The following is a 21,087-nucleotide window of genomic DNA, read 5'->3' on the forward strand; positions in this document are numbered from 1 at the left end:
TTACATACTTTACATATGATACAAGCCTTATCACCAATTACGACTACTGACTTGGGGAAAAACTTGGCGAAACTAGGGATTGATTTAATTCGTAAAGCTGGGTGTGAGTATGGCGATATCCGTATTTGTACTTACCGTAATCAAAAATTAACCGCACAGGATCGCTCCCTTAGCCAACTTTGTGATGATGTTAGTTCTGGCTTTGGGGTAAGAGTTTTACTCAAGGGCGCTTGGGGCTTTGCGGCTAGTCCTTATAAAACTCCAGAGGAAGTGGAACGAATGGTGGCTTTAGCTGTAGAAATTGCTAAAGGTAGCCGCCTTTCTCAGCAAACACAGGTAAGATTAGCGCCAGTAGAAGCCTATCGCGATAGCTATATTACTCCAATCGAAATTGATCCGTTTACTATACCGATTACTGAGAAAGCTGATTTACTATTGCGTATTAATAATCAATTGCTTAGCTATAGCGATCGCGGAATTAAGAAGGCTTACTCTTTCCTACGTTTTACTCGTGAAGACAAGATTTTTGCCTCTACTGTTGATTCCCTAATTGAACAGACTATCTACCGCAGCTATCCAGGTCTGGGTTGTACAGCCGTTGCTAATGGGGATGCTCAAAGCCGTAGCTATGAGCGTCCACCTTTAAATATCGGTTATGAGCATATTCAACCTCCAGACCTTTTGAATCATGTAGAACGGGTAGCAGAAGAAGCGATAGAGAAGGTTCATGCTCCCAAAGGACCTTCTGGTATTCGCAGCACTCTGATTCTGAAGCCTAGTAATCTCTATCTAACAATTCATGAATCGGTGGGACACCCTACGGAACTAGATCGGGTGTACGGCTATGAGTCGAATTTTGCTGGTACTAGCTTTGCGACTACTGATAAATTGGGCAAGCTGCAATATGCTGCTCCTTGGGTGAATTTTAAATGCGATCGCACTCAATCGGGGGGACGTAGTACTTTAGCTTATGACGATGAAGGGGTACCTGCACAAGATTGGTATGTTGTCAAGGATGGCATTTTAGTAGACTACCTCACTGACCGGGAAACCGCTTATCGACTAGGTAATGCCAGTAGTAACGGTTGCGCTTACGCCGATAGTTGGTCAAGTGTACCGATGGTGCGGATTCCTAATTTAGGGTTAGAACCGGGACCAGAGGGAGGTAGTCACTCTGCCACACTCGCAGAAATGATTGCTGAGACTGAGGAAGGCATTTTAATTGATGGTACAGGTAGTTTCTCCATTGACCAGCAGCGACGTAATTTTCAGTTTGGTGGAGATGCTTTCTGGAAGGTGGAGAAAGGTAAAGTAGTGGGCATGCTCAAGGATGTCACCTATCATTCTATGAGTACTGATTTCTGGAATAGTATTGATGCCATTGGAGTGGCTTCGGAACGGGAGCAGTTTGGTACCAATATGTGTGGTAAAGGGGAACCGATACAAATTGCTCAAATGACCCATGCTTGTGTGCCGGTGCGGGTGCGCAATATTCAGATTGGGGGATCCTAAATCGTTAATTGTTAATAGTTTTTTTATGGTTAGTTGGGCACCTCGATTAATTAGTGTTAGGTAAAACAGAGGGGAATTTTACTATCCATTACTCAACTCACTATCTAAGATGGAGGAAAAGTATCGGCATTGCTCAATCAAGCAATGCCCTTCTTATTTATTATTTCAAATATCAAAAAATTACCTTTTCTGGTTAACAATTCCCAGATTAAACAACGCCAAAAAATCACGCCCACTCCGTTGGTTACCCCTTCGTAAACTCCCTCGGACTAGACTGCTCAACTCAAGCGGGCTCGGGTGCTATCGCTAATTAGTTTTAGGAAAACGAAACCGTAATAGCGATAGCACCCGAAAGCCCGCACAGTCACGAGCAGGCTAGTGATGCGTGGTTGAACTTATCGCAGGGACGGCGATCCACCGCCCAGATTGCAAGGCTGTTTACCAACTGATGGAATGGACGTGATTTATTGATACTGACGAGCGTGCTGCATTCGCAACGCCAGTATGTGTTCACAAGGACCTTTGTACAGCTTATTTTGCTGATACCAATTACAGGTACACTCTGCGGCTATTATACGTTCATCGGGATCAATTGTCAAAGCGGGATTATAGGTTTTGCTTTTATCTCTGACATTTCCCTGTAGCTGGAGTGTACCTTGAGTGTGGTTTACTGAGGTTACTTCTACGGCATTGTTACTTAAGAAGCGGGTTGCTGTTTCTTCTCGCTGATTGGCAAACCGTAACCGTTCCATGGGTAAGGGCTCTCGGGAGAGTTCCCGGACTCGATATACTTGCTTGTTTAAGTCGTAAATGGCTCGTCCGGCTTGGGTGTAAGCTCCTAAGGCACCTAGGACAGCAGTAGGACTTAAGTCTAAGCGCTGGGCGAGACTGTGGGGACTTTCGACCCAGTTTTCTCTGAGTGCGTCAAAAATGAGTTGTTGAGTCCACTGGTCTACATCTGCACGGGGTGCCATTAAGTCAAAGTTACCCGCTTGAGACCAATCGTTAGCTGTCCATCCTGATAAGCCGAGGGTAAAGGACATATCCCCTAGGTCAGCTACATAAAAGGATGGCATACCGGTTCCGAGTAGGTGAATGGTAAATTTGTTGGCAATGGGAATAAGACGTTCTAGGATGTGGAGGCGGCGGCGTCCCCAAACTCGGATGACCTGTTCTGATGAACCTTGATAAGGCGATCGCGAACAGACTATTTCGATGTTCCAAGGCTCAAATACTATTCGCACGGGTTCTCCTGGTTTGAGATGGTAACGCATTCCCCGTGGGCCAGTTTTTTCTTTGTGGCGACGCAACACAAAACAGATATTGTGAATATCCATGGGCTGCAAGTCAAAGGTGGTGGCGGGTAAGGCCATGGCTGAACTGACTTGTAGAAATCCTCTTACCCAACTGTCTGGTAGGTCAATTTTGACTTCTTTAAATGCTGCTTCATGGGTGGTTTTGACTTCAAAACCGGAGGGGTCAATTTCAAATTGGGTTGTCTTGTAACTGCGGATTTTTTGAAATTCGTTGTACAGGGCGGCGGAGTAGTCTATGTTTGTTGTACCGCAGGCGAATTCACTGATAGTTTTAAAGACTTCGTAGCTGGCTCCTAGTCGCCCATAACTGGATTCATCTTGGCTGAAACATTCAAAGAAGACTTCATCGGGATGAACGGTAATTACTGGATCGAGGACAAACCAGGCATCACGGTCTTTCTGATAGAGATAATTGTAGTACTGCTGTCTGGCTTTATAAAAGGAGGATAATCGTTGATATCGGTTCTGATTTAATTGAGTTAGTTCTGCTTGTAAGGGTTGAATTTTATTGGCTAGGTCTTGGCGTTGTGCGGCTATGATTTGCCAGTCTTGTTGGTCTTGGTTAGCACGCCATTCTTTATACTCGGTTCTGTCTTTGGGTTTGAAGCGTAAATCGGAAACTACTACGTCATGTAGGGCGCTGATGGCTTCTCGAAAGGCTACATTTTTCCCTAATTCACCAATGAAGTAAGTGGGAGGACGCTTGGTGTCTGGGGAGAAAGACATTTGGGTGCTGCTGCCGCGATCGCTAATGGCTGTACTATTTTTATAGGCGTAGTTAAATTCCATGGTTTTTAGGGGATTGAAGTATTTTTTAAATTGTTAACAAGGGAATCGGGAATCGGGAATTGGGAATTGGGAATCGGGAATCGGGAATCGGGAATCGGGAATCGGGAATTTAGAATTGGGAATTTAGAATTTAGAATCGGACAAATTATGAAATAGATAATAATAATTTTTGGTGTTATCCTCAATCAGGATTTTGTTTAATGAGCTATCAGGATATATAGCAGAAGTAATAAGTAAGAAGTAAGAAGTCAAACTGTTGCTAGAATTAGGTTTGAGACTTTTGTCATGTCCTAACTGCCCTGGCGACTGCTATATTTGAAAATGTTAGAGGGTTTCTCCTACTATCGGTAATCCCGACTCCCGACTACCAACTCCCGACTCCCGACTCCCGACTCCCGACTCCCGACTCCCTAAAATCTACAACTGATAAATCCCTAAACTCCTCTTACTTCAGATACTGGTTTAACGTTAATGGGAAGAGGAATAGTAGGATAATTTTGGTGAATTTTAAGCATAATCTGAATTGAACGGGCTTTATCACCAATAGCCATTGTGATGGATTGTCGTGTTAATATTTCTGCTACTATTTTAGCAGCTGCTTGGCTTTTTTGGGCTTCACCTTCTAGAAATGCGAAGACGCGCTGTTTAGCAATTCGTCCGCGATTAACCCGAGACAAAATACTGATAAAGTAAGGAATTAAGTCTTGCAAACGGTCGGGATTATCTACGGCATACTGTTCTAGATAGTTAGTAGCAAATAGCTGCATGTCTTGACTGGGATGTTCACTAAATTTGAGGAGATAATCTTGACCATAACTCTGCTGAAATGTACGTAGGACTAAATCCCTCCCAAATTGACGAACATCATCCCGAGTACTGTCACAAATACTGACCATGACTTCAGGTGTCCAGTCTTGTTCGGTAATTTGTTGGCTAAAGAGTTTAGTAGCAAATTCTCGGGAATCCTGCCATTTTACTTCTAGTAATCGCACTGCGGCTAACATGTCTTGAGAATTGCTACGGATACGGTTGAGGCTTTGCTCAATCATTGTCCAAGCGGCTTGACGGACAGATAGTATTTCATGATTGGCTAGTTTAACAATGTCAGGAATTTCTAATTCTAATGCCCAAGTGGTATAGTTAGCTTGGAGTACTAATCCTGCTAATTCTTGAGGGGCTGATGATTTGGCTTGGAGAAGTTCCATCGCTTTGTCTTTGGTAATGCTAGTCATCCAGCTGGGTAAGTCTTCTCGTAGCAGTTGGACTAAATCTTGGTGAACACCTTCATGTCTTTCTGGTAGCTGCAATAGGCTAATGATTTCTGTGGCTAGCTGAGTTACAAATTCTGGATATAATTGTCCTAAGCGCTGAATTACTGGACGAATACCTTGACGCAAGTGTGGTTGTTGATTGGTTGCGATCGCTAATACTAAGTCGTAGTCTTGTAGCAACCTTTGATCGGGAAGTTGACCGAAAATCTGAACCCCAATCCCTTGCACTGACTGATGGGAAGCGTTGAGGAGTGATTCAATTAATTTGGGGGGTAAGTCAGCAGCAGGAGTTTCGTGATTGAATAGGATTCTTGCTCCCAATTCCTGGATTTCTGGCATGGGGTGTTGGAGCAGATCTAGTACTACTCCCATACCCAATGTCCTGAGTTGGGGGGTAAAACCTAGAAGCAGGGTTTGAGCAGTGTCTTTGGCGATATCGGTTTGAGTTGGTTCTAGTTGGAGTACTGCTACAATAATTCGCCCGATTAATACTTTGGCTGTTGCTTCACTTACTATTGATTGAGTCAGTAACTGACGGGCAAAGGTACGGGTATCGGAGTGTTGACTGATCACTAAAGGGATGATCAGATGGCTGGCGGTAATCAAATGAGATGGTATTGCTTGTATCCACTGATGGGCTTGAGTACGAGCTGGTGGAAATTGGCAGTTAGCTAAGGCAAGTAATAAGTCTAGGTTAGGATTGTCAGGATTATCGGAATTATATTTTTGTGTTGCTAGTTCAAAGCCGAGTTGAGCGGTTACTTGGTAGGGTTTGTTAACTAGTCTGATTACAGTCTCTGTATCGATTTGATTACAGAATGACTGACATACCTTCAAGGCTTTGGCGGCAAACTGATGAACTTGATGACAGTGGCTTTGTAATAATAACTGTAGCAGTGCCTCTGGATGTTGCTCCCAAAGTTTAGGAAAGGCTTCTTCTCGGACATCTGGCTCTGGATCACCAGGTTTGTAGTTGTCTCGACAACGCCATGCCTGGCTGTTGGGCATTAATAGGTAACGGGGACTATTGGTATAGAGAATATGGTTAAAAGTTAAGTAACCAGCATAGCTGTCCCAGTTGCGAGTGTAGCTGCTGCGAGTCCAGTTGGAGTAGTTCCAGCGATACAAGGTTGATGTTCTGGCGGGCACCCCATCAGAATCAGAATATTGGAGTAATACTTCTAGGGCTAGATTGATGTAATTGCGTTCGGCTTTGCCGTGCCGAAGGCAATCGCATTCTTCACCCAATTTCCTGAGAGTCCGCCATACCCGCCGCCGTAGATAGTCACGAGTAACGTTGCTGTAAGCGCGTTTAGCATCAGGACTACCGAGGTAATTGGCACGGGGAATATATTTGCGACTATTTCTGTCCCAGTAATACTTATGCCAATAAGACTGACGAAACATTGGTCGCTCGGTGTCTAGGCGGTAGGCGATAATGCCAAATACTTCCGCATCTTGTCGATATTCGGCAATTTTAAATATGTGGCGAATGGCTTTGAAGTAGTTGGGGCGTAGGGGAGCAGTGCGTAATAGGTCTAGTAGTGCTGGACGCACTTGAGCATTATTAATTTGATATAGGGTATCGAGGACACCAAAACGAGTATAGTCGTTACTGTCTAGATAGGTAAGTAGGGCATTAGAGAAGTCAGCAGGATTATCGGTTTTGATATGGGATTGTAATTCGGCAGGCAATTGCTCTATCTGTTGAGAGCGCAACCGTTCTTGAGTTGATGGATCACAGAGTTTCATCCAGGCTTCCCAAGCAATCCCCTTGACAAAGTCTGGAGTTGAAGGGGTTTCATACAAGCGTTGGAGGTGAGGAATTACATGCTCATCACCACACCATCCTAAAGCCCAAGCAATGCAGTAGTCTTTTAAGGGTTGATCAGTGCCAATTAGGGGGATAATTAAGGGCGTAGCTTCAGGAATTTTAAGTTCTCCAGCCCGCCATATCGCTCGGGTTTGGGACCATTTACTAGACCCTTTACTACTATGTGGATTTGCGTTCGGCTCTGCCGTGCCAAAAGCGATCGGCTCTGCCGCGCCAAAGGCGATCGCGTTGAGAATGGCTTGATGGCGTGGGTCTTTGGTAACTAGGTTACTAGTAGTTAAGTTACTGCTATTTAAGTCATTAACCTCTTGTTGAGTCTGACTACTTGATGGCTCAGTTACATCTTGATAGCCTTTCTTGAGTTTTGAGCTAACTAACTGATCAAAGACTTGTTGTGCTTTAGCCAAAGCTACCGGCTGAGCAGTTTTTGAACTTTCTTTCAAGGTCTTGCCACGGCGTCCATAGCGGAAGTTAACGATATACTGCTCGTTACCGAGATCACACAGATCGACTTCGTAGATTTTATCTGAGTTATCAGCTTGATAATGGAGCGTAGTGCGTTTGATCAGTTTCATAGGACATCAGGGAAAACCCAGTTAGAAGTAGAAACGCCTGTCATTACCACCATATTAAAAAAATTATCTAGTCGCTCCCTTTCCCCAATCCTAAAGCTATCGTAAATAAAAGCAAGGTAAGCCCAGCCTAACCGAAAGGATTAAAACTTGCCCATTGCTGCCTAGCTTAATTGTGATGTAGCCGATAGATTAATGAGCAATTTTCCAGACTTATCCAGTCACCATTTCAAAGTGATCAGGGAATTGGGTCATAATCGCGCTGGTGGGAGAGTGACCTACCTAGCCCGAAACCAGGTCAATCACCAATTGGTAGTGATCAAGCAGTTTCAGTTTGCTCAACGCAACAGTAACTGGTCAGACTATGAGAGCATAGAAGGGGAAATTCAAGTGTTGCGGGGACTGAATCATCCCGGTATCCCCCGTTACTTAGGGTCATTTCAAACCACTAGGGGCTGTTGTTTGGTACAGGAATACAAACATGCTCCTTCCCTGGCTGTACTTCGTAGTTTTGACCCGGAGGAGATTAAGCAAATCGCGGTTGGGTTACTCAACATTCTGGTTTACCTACAACATCGGATTCCTCCGATCATTCATCGAGATATCAAACCCGAAAATATCTTAGTAGATGAGACGATCAATGTTTTTTTGGTAGACTTCGGCTTAGCTCGGATTGGTGATAGTGAACTAGCGGTGAGTAGTGTAGCCAAAGGCACTATTGGGTTTATGGCTCCGGAACAGTTATTTGATAAAGCCCTAAGTAAAGCGTCAGACTTATATGGGTTAGGAGCGACGTTGATTTGTTTACTCACTGGTACTCGATCGACTACCATTAATACTTTAATTGATGAAGACTATTGTCTCAATTTTCAGCATCGTCTACCTCAAGTAAGTTTGAGTTGGCTGCAGTGGCTGCAAAGAATGGTAGAGCTGAAACCTAAGGACCGTTTTCCTGATGCTGAAACGGCTTTAGAAGCTCTCAAGCCAATTTACGTTATCCGGATTCCAGAGGCAAAACTCTCCCAACCGTATCTAGAGTTGAGAGCTAAAAAATTAGGGGAAAAACTAACAAAAACTATTACGATTTGTAACACAGTTCCAGACACAGCCTTAGAAAGCCGCTGGCAAATTGCTCCCCATGTCAGTGACCAAGCCCACACTCCCTACTTCCATGACTGGATTCGATTGGACACAGCTGATGTTAATGGGAATGAAGGGTTGTGCCAAATTACGATAGATACCAGTAAGCTGATGGCAGACCAAACCTATGAGCGAGAGGTATTAATTCACACTAATGCTGAACAGTCAACTCAGGTTTTACCCCTGAAAATCCATACTGCTCCGGTACCAATTGCCACGAAAAAACTTCCCTATCTATCCCTAGCGCTATTGATTGGCTTAGCTACTACAGCTACGTGGGTAGAAACTACGGCTTGGGAGGGAATTGTGAGTAACAGTGGCACCATCGGGATTGCGATCGCTACTTTTGTCTCAGTCTTGGTGGCAATGCTAGGATTGACTGCGGCTGTGACATCTGGGGTGATTTCGAAACTGGTAGCAAGAGTCAGAGCCAGGTTTAGTATTCCGTTAAAGGCGATGGATACCGTAGCAGCAGTGTTTTTTGCTGGAGTAGCAGCCCTGTTGGTAGCTGGATTTGGTGCCAAGTTTCGCGCTACGGATAGCGCAATTGCTACCTTTGCAGCAGTGGATGCAGTAGTGTTTATGGCAGCCTTTGAAGGAGAAGGAGTCGCTCAAAGCTGCCGAAAGCGTGGGTTTAGTAAAATTTTAGCCCTAGGAGTGCCTGTGTTATCGGTAGCCTTGGGCATTAGTTTAGGTATCGGCTTGAAGCTGGGATTTTTAAATATCTTGGTACTGATCGCGATTTTAGTTACAGCAGTTCCCTTAGGTGTGATGATTCTCTATCCGCCATTAGAGCGTCTGCGGCAAGTCAAAACCTATCGGAAATTAGAGAGAAATTTGATCAAGCCTTAAAGGGTATTTATTTGCAGGAGCGATCGCGCTACTGCTTCCACTCAGTTTTTTGTGAACGCAACAAAATAATAGATTGGGACTATCTTTTATTTGTGAGACTATGCTTTTACGACAACGTTCAACAATGTGTAACAATTAACATTCAACCACGCAAGGTGTTTAATCCTTTGGCTTTGGAGTAACAGGTTTTATTAAAGTAGAAATCCCCTAGCAGCTGATCGGCCTTTGATGATTTAAAACATGCTGTATCAGCACGGTCTGCACTCAGGACTTATCGAATTTTTCACAGGCTGAGAATACACTGATTCATGATTACCATAGATCATTAATCGTTCTCATTTCTGCCTGGGTGTCATTTATTCAATTGAAAATCACTTACGTGCAACCAACTGTAAATAAATATACTAAACCCGGTAGACAGGAGAGCAATTGTTAGGACAAGATTATTTAGTTCAGAATATTGTCAAATGTCTGTTGTTTCTACGGTCAGGGTTATTGTGCCCGGTACTACCGCTAATCTAGGACCAGGTTTCGATTGCATAGGCGCAGCGTTAACTGTGTATAACCAGTTTAAAGTCACTCGCCTGGAATCGGTAAATTCTGGATCAGTCAAGCTTAAGATTGACGTTACTGGTGTGGAAGCCAACAAGGTTAGTAGAGATGAGAGTAATCTTGTCTATCGAGCCTTTGCAACATTATATGATCGTCTGGGGAAAACTCCGCCTGCGGTACACCTAGAGATTGATTTAGGGGTGCCTCTGGCACGAGGATTGGGGAGTTCGGCCACAGCGATTGTTGGAGGATTGATTGCTGCAAATCAGTTAGCGGGTAAACCTCTTTCTCAGCAGGAGGTAATGGAGTTAGCGATCGCAATTGAGGGGCATCCTGATAATGTGGTTCCAGCGCTTTTGGGGGGATGTCGTTTGACCGGTCGAGGTTTGGCTATAAAACCCCAAAGACCCCAAGGACAAGAAGCAAGAGAACAGGATTGGGTAGTTTGTGATGTTGGTTGGTCTTCTGATCTGGTCCCAGTGGTGGCAATTCCAGATTTCGAGCTTTCAACACAGGAGGCACGGCAGGTGTTGCCTGATAGCTACAGCCGTGCTGATGCAGTTTTGAATGTGGCCAGTTTGGGGTTGTTGTTGCGAGGTTTGGAGTCTGGTAAGGGGGATTGGATACGGGTCGGTTTGCAAGACCGGATACATCAGCCTTATCGCCAAAAGCTGATTCCTGGTTATGACGCTGTGGAGGCGGCAGCTTTGGATGCTGGAGCTTATGGCATGGTGATTAGTGGGGCTGGTCCTACTTTGTTGGCTTTGGTGAATGAGTCAAAAGCACCAGCAGTTCAGGAGGCAATGGCGGTAGCTTGGACCGATGCCGGGATTGAGGCTCAAGTGCGATCGCTTTCTTTAGATTCCCAAGGCACCAAGATTGCTCTGGAATTAAGTAGCTAATACCACATCCGATGGTATGACCCCCTGCTGGTTATAGTTGGTAATTGCTTCTGATTACCAAAAATCTACCATATAGCATATTGCTTCTGGGTTTGACCCAATTTAACCTATATTTTTAATAATTCTTTACTTTTTTTGGTAGCAATTGTTACCAAAAAATTTTTTTTGTGTTTTTTTGGCAAATACCCTTTGCAATTCTTAACTTTAGTTAATATACTGAAACTAGAAGCCAATAGGTATTTATTCTTAGCTATGGTCTCCGTAAATTTTCCTTGGATAACGACGATTATTCTGCTGCCCCTAGTGGCATCTCTGCTGATTCCGATCATTCCCAGCAAGTGGCTGAGCATGATTCGTTGGTATGCCCTAGGTGTAGCCGTTCTGGATTTGGTCCTAATCATCTATGGGTTTTGGCATCATTACGATTTCCGAAACTCCGATTTTCAGCTCAGGGAAAGTTATACGTGGATACCCCAGCTTGGCATTAGTTGGTCTGTAGCAGTCGATGGCTTATCGATGCCTCTGATTGTGTTAAGTGGCTTAGTCACTACCTTAGCTATAGTTGCGGCTTGGAAGATTAACCATAAACCGCGTTTGTTTTACTGCTTGATGCTGTTCATGTATAGCGCCCAGATCGGGGTGTTTGCAGCTCAAGATTTAGTGTTGTTTTTCCTAATGTGGGAATTAGAGTTGCTGCCAGTGTACTTGCTCATTTCTATATGGGGAGGAAAACAACGCTTCTACGCCGCAACCAAATTTATTCTTTACACAGCAGCAGGTTCAGTTTTTATCCTGGTCGCCGCGCTAATGATGGCGTTTGCTGGAGATACAGTGACCTTTGACATGCAAACCCTAGGGAATCGGAATTACCCGATAGCTTTGGAACTAGTAGCTTATGCGGGTTTCTTAATTGCCTATGGTGTCAAGTTGCCGATTTTTCCGCTACATACCTGGTTACCAGATGCACACAGCCAAGCTTCTGCTCCAGTCTCGATGATATTAGCTGGGGTCTTATTGAAAATGGGTGGGTATGGACTGATGCGCATGAATCTAGAAATGCTTCCTCATGCCCATACTTACTTCGCACCAGTGCTAGCAGTATTAGGTGTGGTCAATATTATCTACGGTGCTTTGCTTGCTTTTAGCCAAGACAATCTCAAACGACGACTAGCTTACTCGTCAATTTCCCACATGGGTTTTGTGTTGGTTGGCATTGCTTCGTTCACTGAATTAGGAATGAATGGAGCTATCTTACAAATGCTTTCCCATGGGTTAATCGCTGCTGCCTTATTCTTCCTATCTGGTGTCACCTATGAGCGTACTCATACCCTAGCGATGGCAAAAATGGGAGGAATGGCGAAAGAAATGCCCAAAGCATTTGCCCTCTTCACTGCTGGTTCCATGGCATCCCTAGCCTTACCAGGAATGAGTGGTTTTGTGGGTGAGTTGTCAGTCTTTCTTGGAGTCACCACTAGCAGTGTATACAGCTCGTCTTTCAAAGTCGTCATCGTTCTGTTAGCCGCAGTGGGATTAATCCTAACTCCGATTTATCTGCTTTCACTGCTGAGACAGGTATTTTTCGGTAAAAATAACTCTGGATTAGTTATTGAGAAATACTTAGGAGATGCCAAGCCTCGCGAAATTTTCGTTACCGCTTGTCTGTTAATCCCTATTATTGGCATCGGTCTTTATCCGAAGCTAGTCACTCAAACCTATGATGTGAAAACTGTAGCGGTTGCTGCTCAAATGCGCCAATCCTTACCAGTGATTGTTCAAGAGGAATCACCTCTATACTCTGGTACCTTCACAGCACCACAGTTAGCTAACACAAAGGCTCAACCTATTCTTGGGGTTACCCAGTATTGATTAGTTCCTGTTTCCAATTAGCGGGAGTTAAACAAAAAGAACGCCCCAAACAAAGTAGGAGCATCTCACTTTGGAAGAAAAATACCGCAAATAGCTTTATCATCGTGATTCTACCGCCAAAATAAAACGATATATTTGCCAAAATGAGATGCTCCCAACAAAATGGGAGCATCTTACTGTTTTAAGGCAAAGGGCGAGTGTGGGAAACCTCCTGTTCCGTTGCTGAATCAATAATGTTTTGGAAGAAGTTCTCTTAGAAAAGTATCATTCCCACACGGAAAAATGCGCGAGTTGTCGTGGGGCTTTAGGGAACTTGCAACGGTTAAGGCTGGGATTAGCTGTAGGGACTGGACTGGTTTGGGTATTGCTTCCGTTACTGGTATTGCTCCACCCTGGCGTATCTATTGTTACTGTTATTATTTTGACTGTAGCTGTTTTCATGAGTGGGGTAGTTTGGTTGCTTTTGGGTAAGTTAGAGCGGCAATTTTATCAAGGAAGGGAAATTCCACCCCGTAATTGGCCAGAGAAAGTTGACAAGGAGGCGAAGCCTAGATGAATGTGACTCTTACCATTAATGGTGAACAGCAAATGCTCACCATTGAACCCCGTGTAACACTCCTAGATGCTCTGCGTGAATATTTGGGATTAGTCGGGAGTAAAAAGGGGTGCGATCATGGACAATGTGGAGCCTGTACTGTTTTAATTGATGGTCAGCGAGTTTATTCCTGTCTCACTTTGGCAGTCATGCAAGAAGGTAAGGAAATTGTTACCGTTGAAGGTTTGGCAACAGGGGATACTCTCCATCCGGTGCAGGAGGCATTTATTGACAATGATGGCTTCCAATGCGGCTATTGTACCCCAGGGCAAATTTGCGCTTCTGTGGCTCTTTTGGAGGAAGTTAAACGGGGTTGTGTTAGCGCGGTAACACCAGATTTGCATAGTCCTCCACAACTAGCTGAACTCTCCGAGGCGGAAATTAAGGAACGACTGAGTGGGAATCTCTGCCGATGCAGTGCTTACAATGGTATTGTGGCAGCCGTACAGCAGGTAATTGGACAAAAACCACCATACCCTGTGGCAGCGGTGATGGTCAGTGAATCTGGAAATAACTAAGCATCATGAAGAACTTCACCTATACCCGTGCCACGTCCTTGTCAGATGCCGTAAACCAGGCAGTTGCTGACCAAAACTCCATGTTTATTGCTGGTGGAACTAATTTAGTTGACCGTCTGAAAGTATTCTTAGATCAGCCATCGCAACTGATTGATATCTCTCGGTTACAGATGCATAACATTGAACCGATGGCTGATGGTAGTCTGCGTCTGGGAGCGCTAGTTAGTAATACAGCAGTGGCAGACAATAGTGATATTCGCCGCAACTATCCCATGTTAGCTAGGGCAATTATATCTGGCGCATCTCAGCAAATTCGCAACATGGCTACAGTGGGGGGAAACCTGGTGCAACGTACCCGTTGTCCCTATTATTACGATACCGCCTTTCCTTGTAATAAACGGCAACCAGGGACAGGCTGCCCCGCAATCACGGGAATTAACCGTTCTCATGCCATCCTTGGTGCCAGCGAGCAGTGTGTAGCAGTCCACCCGTCAGATATGTGTGTTGCCCTAGCGGCATTGGATGCGGTGGTGGAAGTAGCAAGTGCCCAAGGGCAAAGGCAGATACCTTTTACAGATTTCCACCGTCTACCGGGAAATACACCCCAGCAAGACACCAATTTAGAACCAGGGGAGTTAATTACGGCTGTGATTCTGCCGACCTTATCCTTTGGGAAATCTGGGGTTTATTTGAAAATACGCGATCGCGCTTCCTATTCCTTTGCTTTAATTTCCGTGGCGGCGGCGGTAAACTTGCAAGGGGAGCAAATCCAAGCTGCACGTTTGGCAATGGGTGGGGTAGCACACAAGCCTTGGCGAGCAACAGCAGCAGAAGAGTTTTTGATTGGTAAGTCGGCGGATGTAGCAACATTTACCGAGGCTGCAGAAATTGCCTTGGACTTAGCCAAACCTTTAACTCACAACAGTTATAAAGTCGAACTGGCAAAACGGGCGATTCGTCGCGCCCTCATGGTTTCTGCTCAAGGAGGAGGGGTAGCATGAATCAAGTGATTGGCACTGGCATGAACCGCAAGGATGGACGAGCAAAGGTTACAGGGACAGCAACCTACGCTGCTGAACATCAAATTCCCGGTTTAGTTCATGGTTATCTGGTGACTGCTAATATTGCTCATGGGCAGATTAAAAGTATTGATACCCAAGCAGCAGCAACAGCACCAGGGGTAATTGCAGTTTTCACCCATAAAAACCCGCCGACTGTATCTAAACCAGCTAACGATTTTCTCACCTCGAAAATCTACGAGGCACGACTACCGTTATCAGATGACCAAATTTACTACGCAGGGCAAATTGTTGGTTTGGTAGTCGCAGATACCTTTGAACGGGCACGTCACGCTGCTCATTTAGTTAAGGTAGAATACGTCACCCAAGAACCAATTGTAGAAACCAGCAAAGCTACCTTTAAGGAAGCTCCACCCATGTTTGGGCAACAGATGACCTTTGAGAAGGGGAATGTTGCTGCTGGGGACAATGCCCGTGCCATGGCAGGTGTAGGAGCCGAGATTACAGCAACATACACAACTTCCACCGAACTACATGCATCGATGGAACCCCATGCTATCATTGCTCACTGGCAAGATCCAGACACCCTGACTGTCTACGAACCATCCCAGTGGGTAATGGGTAGTCAGCGTACCTATGCAGACCTGTTTGGACTTCCCCCAGAAAAAGTCCGTATTATCACACCTTTTATTGGTGGAGCCTTTGGTTCTAAAGGCTTTCCTTGGCCCCATGCCATTCTTGGTGCAGCAGCCGCCCGTCAACTGCAACGTCCCCTGAAAGTTGTTCTCAGCCGTCGGCAAATGACCGCCAACACCGGACACCGGTCTCAAACGGAACAAACGATTCGTTTAGGGGCAAATGCTGATGGTAGCTTGATGGCGATCGACCATGGGGTTAAATCCTGTACCTCACCAGTTGATATTTTTACTGAACCTTGTACAGGCATCACACCAGTTATGTACGCTGCACCCAATCTGCGAACCCGTCAGGAATTGGCGGTGATGAACGTTGGGACACCCGCATTCATGCGTGCCCCAGGGGAAAATCCGGGGTTATGGGCACTAGAATCAGCCATGGATGAATTGGCGTGGGAGTTAAAAATCGACCCAGTGGAACTGCGCTTAAAAAATGAAACTAAGGAACACCAGCGCCGGGGTTTACCTTTCTCTGCCAAGGATTTCGCAGAATGTTTGCGGCTGGGTGCGGAACAATTTGGGTGGCAAGATCGACCATCACAGGTGCGTTCCCTCACCCGTGATGGTAAGCTGATTGGTTGGGGCATGGCGGCATCAACCTTCCCCGCTTTACGGAGTTCAGCCACAGTCACAGTAAGGTTGTTAGCCGATGGTACTGCCCATATCCTCACTAGTGCTAATGACATGGGTACTGGTGCATATACCATTGTTGCAGGTACAGCAGCCGAGGTACTGGGGCTAGCTGTCGAAAAGGTACGGGTGGAGATGGGAGACTCCTTACTGCCAAATGGTGGGATGGCAGGTGGTTCCCAAATGACAGCAACCCTTGTACCAGCAGTGATGGCGGCTTGTGAGGCAGTTCTCAAGACGGCTCATGCCGCAACAGCCCAAGAAGCCTTTGCCACCCTGCATCAGTCCGGACAAGCTGCGTTTGAAGCGACAGCCTCTTCTGCAGCCGGTGAAGAGGGGAAGAAATGGGCATTCCAATCCTGGGGGGCACATTTTTGTGAAGTCAGCGTAGATGAAGACATTGCCCGCTTGCGCGTCAACCGTTGGGTGTCTGTGATGAATATTGGGCGAGTAATGAATGCCAAAACTGCAGCGTCTCAGATACGGGGTGGTGTAATTATGGGTATTGGGCACGCCTTGATGGAAGCCTGTGATTTTGACCCCAATATTGGCTATCCTGTGGTTTACGACCTGGCTACCTATCATTATCCCAGTCATGCAGATATTCCCCGGATTCAGGTGACATTTGTAGGGGAACCCGACTATAAATTTAATCCCGCAGGGGTGCGGGGTTTGGGTGAAATTGGGATTACAGGAGTATCGGCTGCGATCGCTAATGCTATTTACCATGCTACAGGTAAACGTATCCGTGATTTACCAATTACACCGGATAAGTTGTTGTGACACAGCATCAAAATTGGAAGGCGTTGCATTCAACGCCTCTTCTTTTATGTGATGATGTTTATGTGATGATGTTAATTTTCATATAAGTCAACCACGGGTAAACCTTTTTTGGTAATGCTGCTGATAAATCTTTACGGAATTCAGCCTAGTTTATAGCAGCAAATTCAACTCAATATTCCCAACATAGCTGGTATCCAAACTAGTCTTATCTTCAGATTAATTAGTATTAGTAACAAGACTAATATTGCCAATACTGCGGTAAAATTTAGAGAATAATCTTTGAGTTTATCTATCAACACTAGAGATTGCCGACAACTAGGGCAATAGTTTGTATGTCTGCGGAGAGCGATCATAGAATTGCTGATCACTTAATTCTTGGAAAGGTGCTTCTGTTAATCCCTGCCATACAGGTTTACCACTAAATGCTTACCTAAAATCTAAAATTTAAAATCTCATGACCACACCTGCCCATAATGTCATCCAGTCCATCTATGAAGCCATCAATCGTAGGGATGTTAACGCTGCGATGGAGTGGATAGACGACCAGTGTATTTACGAGGATCTCAACTTTTCCCAACCATTCAAAGGAAAGGAAGCTGTCAGACAACTTCTGGAAGAATCCTGTCAAGGTATCCCGGATGAGTTAAAATTTGTAATTGACGATATCACCACAGGCGATCCCCTGGCAGTAGGAATACTATGGCATGTTGAGTTAGACGGCATTCCCTTTCCCAACGGACGAGGTGTTAGCTTTTATCGTTGTTCTGAGGTAACTGGCAAGTTAGTTTTAGCCCGTGATCTGGTTGAACCCCCCATAAAACCAGGGAAGGCGGCATTCTTTATCATCCGACTAGTCTCTCCGCTGATACGGATACTGCTGAAAGATCGGCAAGATGAAAGTACCATGGAAATCTCTCCCTTAGGCCAAGGGATTCCAAAAAGTCAACGCTTTCTTCCTCTAGTATTTGGGTTAATAGCGATCGCCTATATTTACATTCTGTTGCTATCTCCACCAGGGCAACTTATTCCAGGGGAACCCGCTTGGGCCATTCAACCAGAAACTATAGAGGAAATAGTAAATGAATCTCTGAATTTTTTCTTTATTTTACCCCTTTTTAACCGAGTAGGCATTAATTATTTAGAAGCACCAGTGGTTCATCCTACCTTAGAAGCACTCTTCAACTTTGCCGAAGCTTGGATTTTCATGTTTTTACCTCTACTCCTCGTCGATAGAAGGACAACTCATCTCCCCAAGATTCTGATTTGGAGTCTGGCGATGTTCGGAACCAATGCTGTTCTTACCCCTTATATGGCACTGCGCTATAATACACCAATTCCTCCAGTAAAGGAGGAAACGAACAAGGGACTATTAGCTCGTGTATTTGGTTGGACAGGAATGATAGTGGGGATAATTGCCTTAGTTTGGGGGGTGATGGGACGACCAGAGTTTGGAGATTTGGTCGAGAGAATGAACTATTTTGGGGAGCAATTGATGACCAACCGACTTACATTAGCTTTCTGTGTAGATTTAGTACTTTTTTCCATTGTTCAGGCTTTACTTTTGGGGGCAGTTAACAGCAGGATTGGCTGGTTTCGATTTATTCCTTTCTGGGGACTTGCGCTATGGCTAATTGTATGAGTTGCTTGGAGGTTGGCTGAGCACGAGCGAACGCAATTTGCTGCCCAAAATGACTTTTATTATCAAATCATAACTATAGCGTTTATCCCACTTATGAGGTACAGTCTTATTTGACACTGATTCCCTGTATTGATGGAGTCGCTCATGGGGGAAACCCCCTGTTCCCTTGCTGCATCGCTTAAAACCCTCTTTACTATTGCCTATTGCCTATTGCCTATTGCCTATTGCCTATTGCCTATTGCCTTAAAAGGATAAGCTTTGTCCTCATGACTATGAGAATTGCTATAACTGTGCTACAGAGAATTTTTATTCAAAATTAAATCATGTTAGAACTATATTTAGACAGTGCCGATGTTGAACAAATAGCACGTTTTCACTCTTGCTTACCAATTAAAGGAATAACAACCAACCCCAGTATTCTAGCTCAAGCAAACATAGGTGTTAATCAACTACTTAAAGAAGTAAACTCTATACTAGGGAATGAGGCACGTTTCCACATTCAAGTTATTAGTCAATCTGTAGATGAAATTATCGTTGAAGCTGAGAAAATAATAGCTTTACCCTATGATATTGTGGTGAAAATTCCGGCCACGGAAATAGGTCTGGTGGCAATAAAACAGTTACATCAGAAGCAGATACCTCTATTAGCTACGGCAATTTATACAGTTCAACAAGGTTTTTTAGCTGCACTAGCAGGTGCAGATTATTTAGCTCCTTATGTAAATCGAATTGATGTTTTTGGGGGAAATGGTGTCACAGTTGTGGAGCAACTTCAACAACTTGTCCAACAACAACAGCTAAGTTGTTGTTTATTACCTGCTAGTTTTAAAAATTCCCGTCAAGTTTTAGAGGTATTACAAGCAGGGGTTGGTGCAATTACTTTGCCTGTAGGTATAATGGGACAAATGGTTTCACATCCGGCTATACCTTTGGCCGTTGAACAATTTAATACTGATTGGCAACAAGTCTTTGGTGATAAATTAGCTTTTGAAACTTAATCTGACCTGAGTTTTGGATAAAAAAACAGGCAGATATAGAAACCATACATAAACATACATATAGAGTTGATCGCAGTTATGAAGTACAGTCTTCTTTGACGTTGATTCCCTGTCTTGATCAGTAAAAATTATTGTAATTCACAAGTTTCAACAGTAAAGTCAATATTGCCAATCCTTCCAATATCAATAACACTTGAGTAGTCCTGTTACTTTTAGCAATAATCTCCGAGTAAGATAATTCGTGATTTTGAATCATTATGAAGGAATGGGGATTAAATAGAAAGCGTAGAAAGAAATTAAGACTCCACAATCGTTTTTGTAATGGGTCTTGATTATATTGCCAAGGATAACTAATTTGTCCTAAACGAATTAAGGCTTTAATATCTGGCTTGCGTAGGTTTTGATAGCGAGGAAGTGCTTCAGAAAGATTATCTTGAGTTTCGGCTAATATTTCCTGGAAAACATAGATATCTTCTAAAGCAGAATTAACGCCTTGCCCAATGTCAGGAGGAAAACAATCAGGGTAAACGCATATAGAAAAGAGAGAACAATGGTGTACAATCAAGGGTTTTGTCGTAACTGCTCACCCCGTGAGCGGGCAAATACACGAGCAAAGGTATCATGAGAAGGTATCGAGTTGGGTAAATCTAGAAATGTTTTCAGCTTATCCGCAGATGAATCCAAATCATTTGTTGACTATTTTTTTATTTATTGTTGGCACTACCTTATTAAGCCTAGAAGTGGGTTGGTTAGTTAAGAAAGCAGCATTACCACTCAAACCAGTGATGGCTTATAGTGAAATCCAATTACAGTTCATAAAAATTTGGGTAAATGTTGCTCTGTTAATTGGGGTAATCCTTCCTAGTGTCATGTTAATCGTTTTTTGGAGGCAACCAATTCCGAGTCAATTTTTTATATGCTATTTAATAGTTGTTTTTGTTCAACTAGCTAGTGAAATAGTTTTTAGCCGTTGGTTGTGTAAAAGTGTTGTTGTAATTATTGGAACGCTTTATACAGGGTTTCGGATTTGGCAATTGTGGTCAGGTCTTCATGCTACAACTTACTCTCAACCTTGGTTAAGTTTATTATGGTTAGTTTTGATATTTTGGGTAATGAACATTATTATGTTGTTAACAATGGCTTTTCCTAGCATCTTTCCAGAATCGTAAAAAAAACTTTAAAGCAATTCCAAGTGTATAATGCGTCTATTTGATTTAATGCTGATCAAAGCTATGAAAATATTACTTGTTGACTGTGATGGAAGCATTGTAAGACCTCAGTTAAGAGCAAAATTTATTAACAAACCCACTGACTCGCCAACCTAACAGGGCAAACGCATCTGCCACACCAGGGATCCAACATTTTTTTTAGGAGGTTCTTGATCAAATCCTTTAGGATTACCTAAAATATATGTATATTTGCTCTGGATATCTGGAGGTAGATCCGGGTCTAAAGAAAAAGAATTACCTCCAAACATCAAATTTTCAAAATTTTTTATGGCAAATTATTATAAATCCGATGCAGTAAGCTGTTGATTTTTGACAAAAATAACATCATGTTCCCATAGAGATTGTTTTAATTGATGTCTTTGTGAATCTGTCAGA

General features: G+C 43.9%; 16 protein-coding genes. 12 read left to right on the forward strand and 4 right to left on the reverse strand.

What is annotated here, in order from left to right; all coding sequences use genetic code 11:
- Nucleotides 1-15: 15 nt before the first annotated feature.
- Entirely contained in the window at nt 16-1,512 is a 1,497-nt protein-coding gene (locus F6K52_RS00080; protein WP_293072402.1) for a TldD/PmbA family protein, read from the forward strand.
- 464 nt (nt 1,513-1,976) lie between these two features.
- On the opposite strand, the gene F6K52_RS00085 is transcribed toward F6K52_RS00080, so the two are convergent.
- The 3 genes from F6K52_RS00085 to F6K52_RS00095 form a co-directional block, all read right to left on the reverse strand.
- Nucleotides 1,977-3,617 (reverse strand): SWIM zinc finger family protein, encoded by a 1,641-nt coding sequence (locus tag F6K52_RS00085; protein WP_293072404.1) that lies wholly within the window; start codon nt 3,615-3,617, stop codon nt 1,977-1,979.
- A 5-nt stretch (nt 3,618-3,622) separates the two neighbouring features.
- Nucleotides 3,623-3,802 carry a hypothetical protein gene (locus F6K52_RS00090; RefSeq protein ID WP_293072405.1) on the reverse strand — a complete coding sequence of 60 codons (180 nt, stop codon included), beginning with the start codon at nt 3,800-3,802 and terminating at the stop codon, nt 3,623-3,625.
- A gap of 249 nt (nt 3,803-4,051) precedes the next feature.
- Nucleotides 4,052-7,297, reverse strand: coding sequence for a WGR domain-containing protein (locus F6K52_RS00095; RefSeq protein WP_293072407.1), 3,246 nt, complete (start codon nt 7,295-7,297; stop codon nt 4,052-4,054).
- Between the two features lie 192 nt (nt 7,298-7,489).
- On the opposite strand from F6K52_RS00095, the gene F6K52_RS00100 reads away from it, so the two are divergent.
- From F6K52_RS00100 to F6K52_RS00145, 10 genes are all read left to right on the forward strand, one after another.
- On the forward strand, nt 7,490-9,286 hold the full coding sequence (locus F6K52_RS00100; protein WP_293072409.1) for a serine/threonine-protein kinase: 1,797 nt from the start codon (nt 7,490-7,492) through the stop codon (nt 9,284-9,286).
- Between the two features lie 467 nt (nt 9,287-9,753).
- Nucleotides 9,754-10,740, forward strand: coding sequence for a homoserine kinase (thrB, locus tag F6K52_RS00105; RefSeq protein ID WP_293072411.1), 987 nt, complete (start codon nt 9,754-9,756; stop codon nt 10,738-10,740).
- A 252-nt stretch (nt 10,741-10,992) separates the two neighbouring features.
- On the forward strand, nt 10,993-12,606 hold the full coding sequence (locus tag F6K52_RS00110) for an NAD(P)H-quinone oxidoreductase subunit 4 (RefSeq protein ID WP_293072413.1): 1,614 nt from the start codon (nt 10,993-10,995) through the stop codon (nt 12,604-12,606).
- 238 nt (nt 12,607-12,844) lie between these two features.
- Nucleotides 12,845-13,162 (forward strand): hypothetical protein, encoded by a 318-nt coding sequence (locus F6K52_RS00115; protein WP_293072415.1) that lies wholly within the window; start codon nt 12,845-12,847, stop codon nt 13,160-13,162.
- Entirely contained in the window at nt 13,159-13,719 is a 561-nt protein-coding gene (locus F6K52_RS00120) for a 2Fe-2S iron-sulfur cluster-binding protein (protein WP_293072417.1), read from the forward strand. Before F6K52_RS00115 ends, F6K52_RS00120 begins: the two co-directional genes overlap by 4 nt.
- Nucleotides 13,720-13,724: 5 nt before the next feature.
- Nucleotides 13,725-14,720, forward strand: a complete 996-nt coding sequence (locus F6K52_RS00125; RefSeq protein ID WP_293072419.1) for a xanthine dehydrogenase family protein subunit M — start codon at nt 13,725-13,727, stop codon at nt 14,718-14,720.
- A complete protein-coding gene (locus tag F6K52_RS00130; protein ID WP_293072420.1) occupies nt 14,717-16,846 on the forward strand; it encodes a xanthine dehydrogenase family protein molybdopterin-binding subunit in 2,130 nt (709 codons plus the stop codon). Before F6K52_RS00125 ends, F6K52_RS00130 begins: the two co-directional genes overlap by 4 nt.
- A gap of 454 nt (nt 16,847-17,300) precedes the next feature.
- Nucleotides 17,301-18,485 (forward strand): nuclear transport factor 2 family protein, encoded by a 1,185-nt coding sequence (locus F6K52_RS00135; RefSeq protein WP_293072422.1) that lies wholly within the window; start codon nt 17,301-17,303, stop codon nt 18,483-18,485.
- A 132-nt stretch (nt 18,486-18,617) separates the two neighbouring features.
- Nucleotides 18,618-18,740 carry a hypothetical protein gene (locus F6K52_RS00140; protein WP_293072424.1) on the forward strand — a complete coding sequence of 41 codons (123 nt, stop codon included), beginning with the start codon at nt 18,618-18,620 and terminating at the stop codon, nt 18,738-18,740.
- A 68-nt stretch (nt 18,741-18,808) separates the two neighbouring features.
- Nucleotides 18,809-19,483 (forward strand): transaldolase family protein, encoded by a 675-nt coding sequence (locus F6K52_RS00145; protein WP_293072426.1) that lies wholly within the window; start codon nt 18,809-18,811, stop codon nt 19,481-19,483.
- A 118-nt stretch (nt 19,484-19,601) separates the two neighbouring features.
- Here the strand turns inward: F6K52_RS00145 and F6K52_RS00150 are convergent, their stop codons facing one another.
- Entirely contained in the window at nt 19,602-20,048 is a 447-nt protein-coding gene (locus F6K52_RS00150; protein ID WP_293072428.1) for a hypothetical protein, read from the reverse strand.
- A gap of 127 nt (nt 20,049-20,175) precedes the next feature.
- On the opposite strand from F6K52_RS00150, the gene F6K52_RS00155 reads away from it, so the two are divergent.
- Nucleotides 20,176-20,652 (forward strand): hypothetical protein, encoded by a 477-nt coding sequence (locus F6K52_RS00155; protein WP_293072430.1) that lies wholly within the window; start codon nt 20,176-20,178, stop codon nt 20,650-20,652.
- Nucleotides 20,653-21,087 lie beyond the last annotated feature (435 nt).

This window comes from Moorena sp. SIO3H5 (assembly GCF_010692395.1).
Classification (GTDB): Bacteria; Cyanobacteriota; Cyanobacteriia; order Cyanobacteriales; family Coleofasciculaceae; genus Moorena.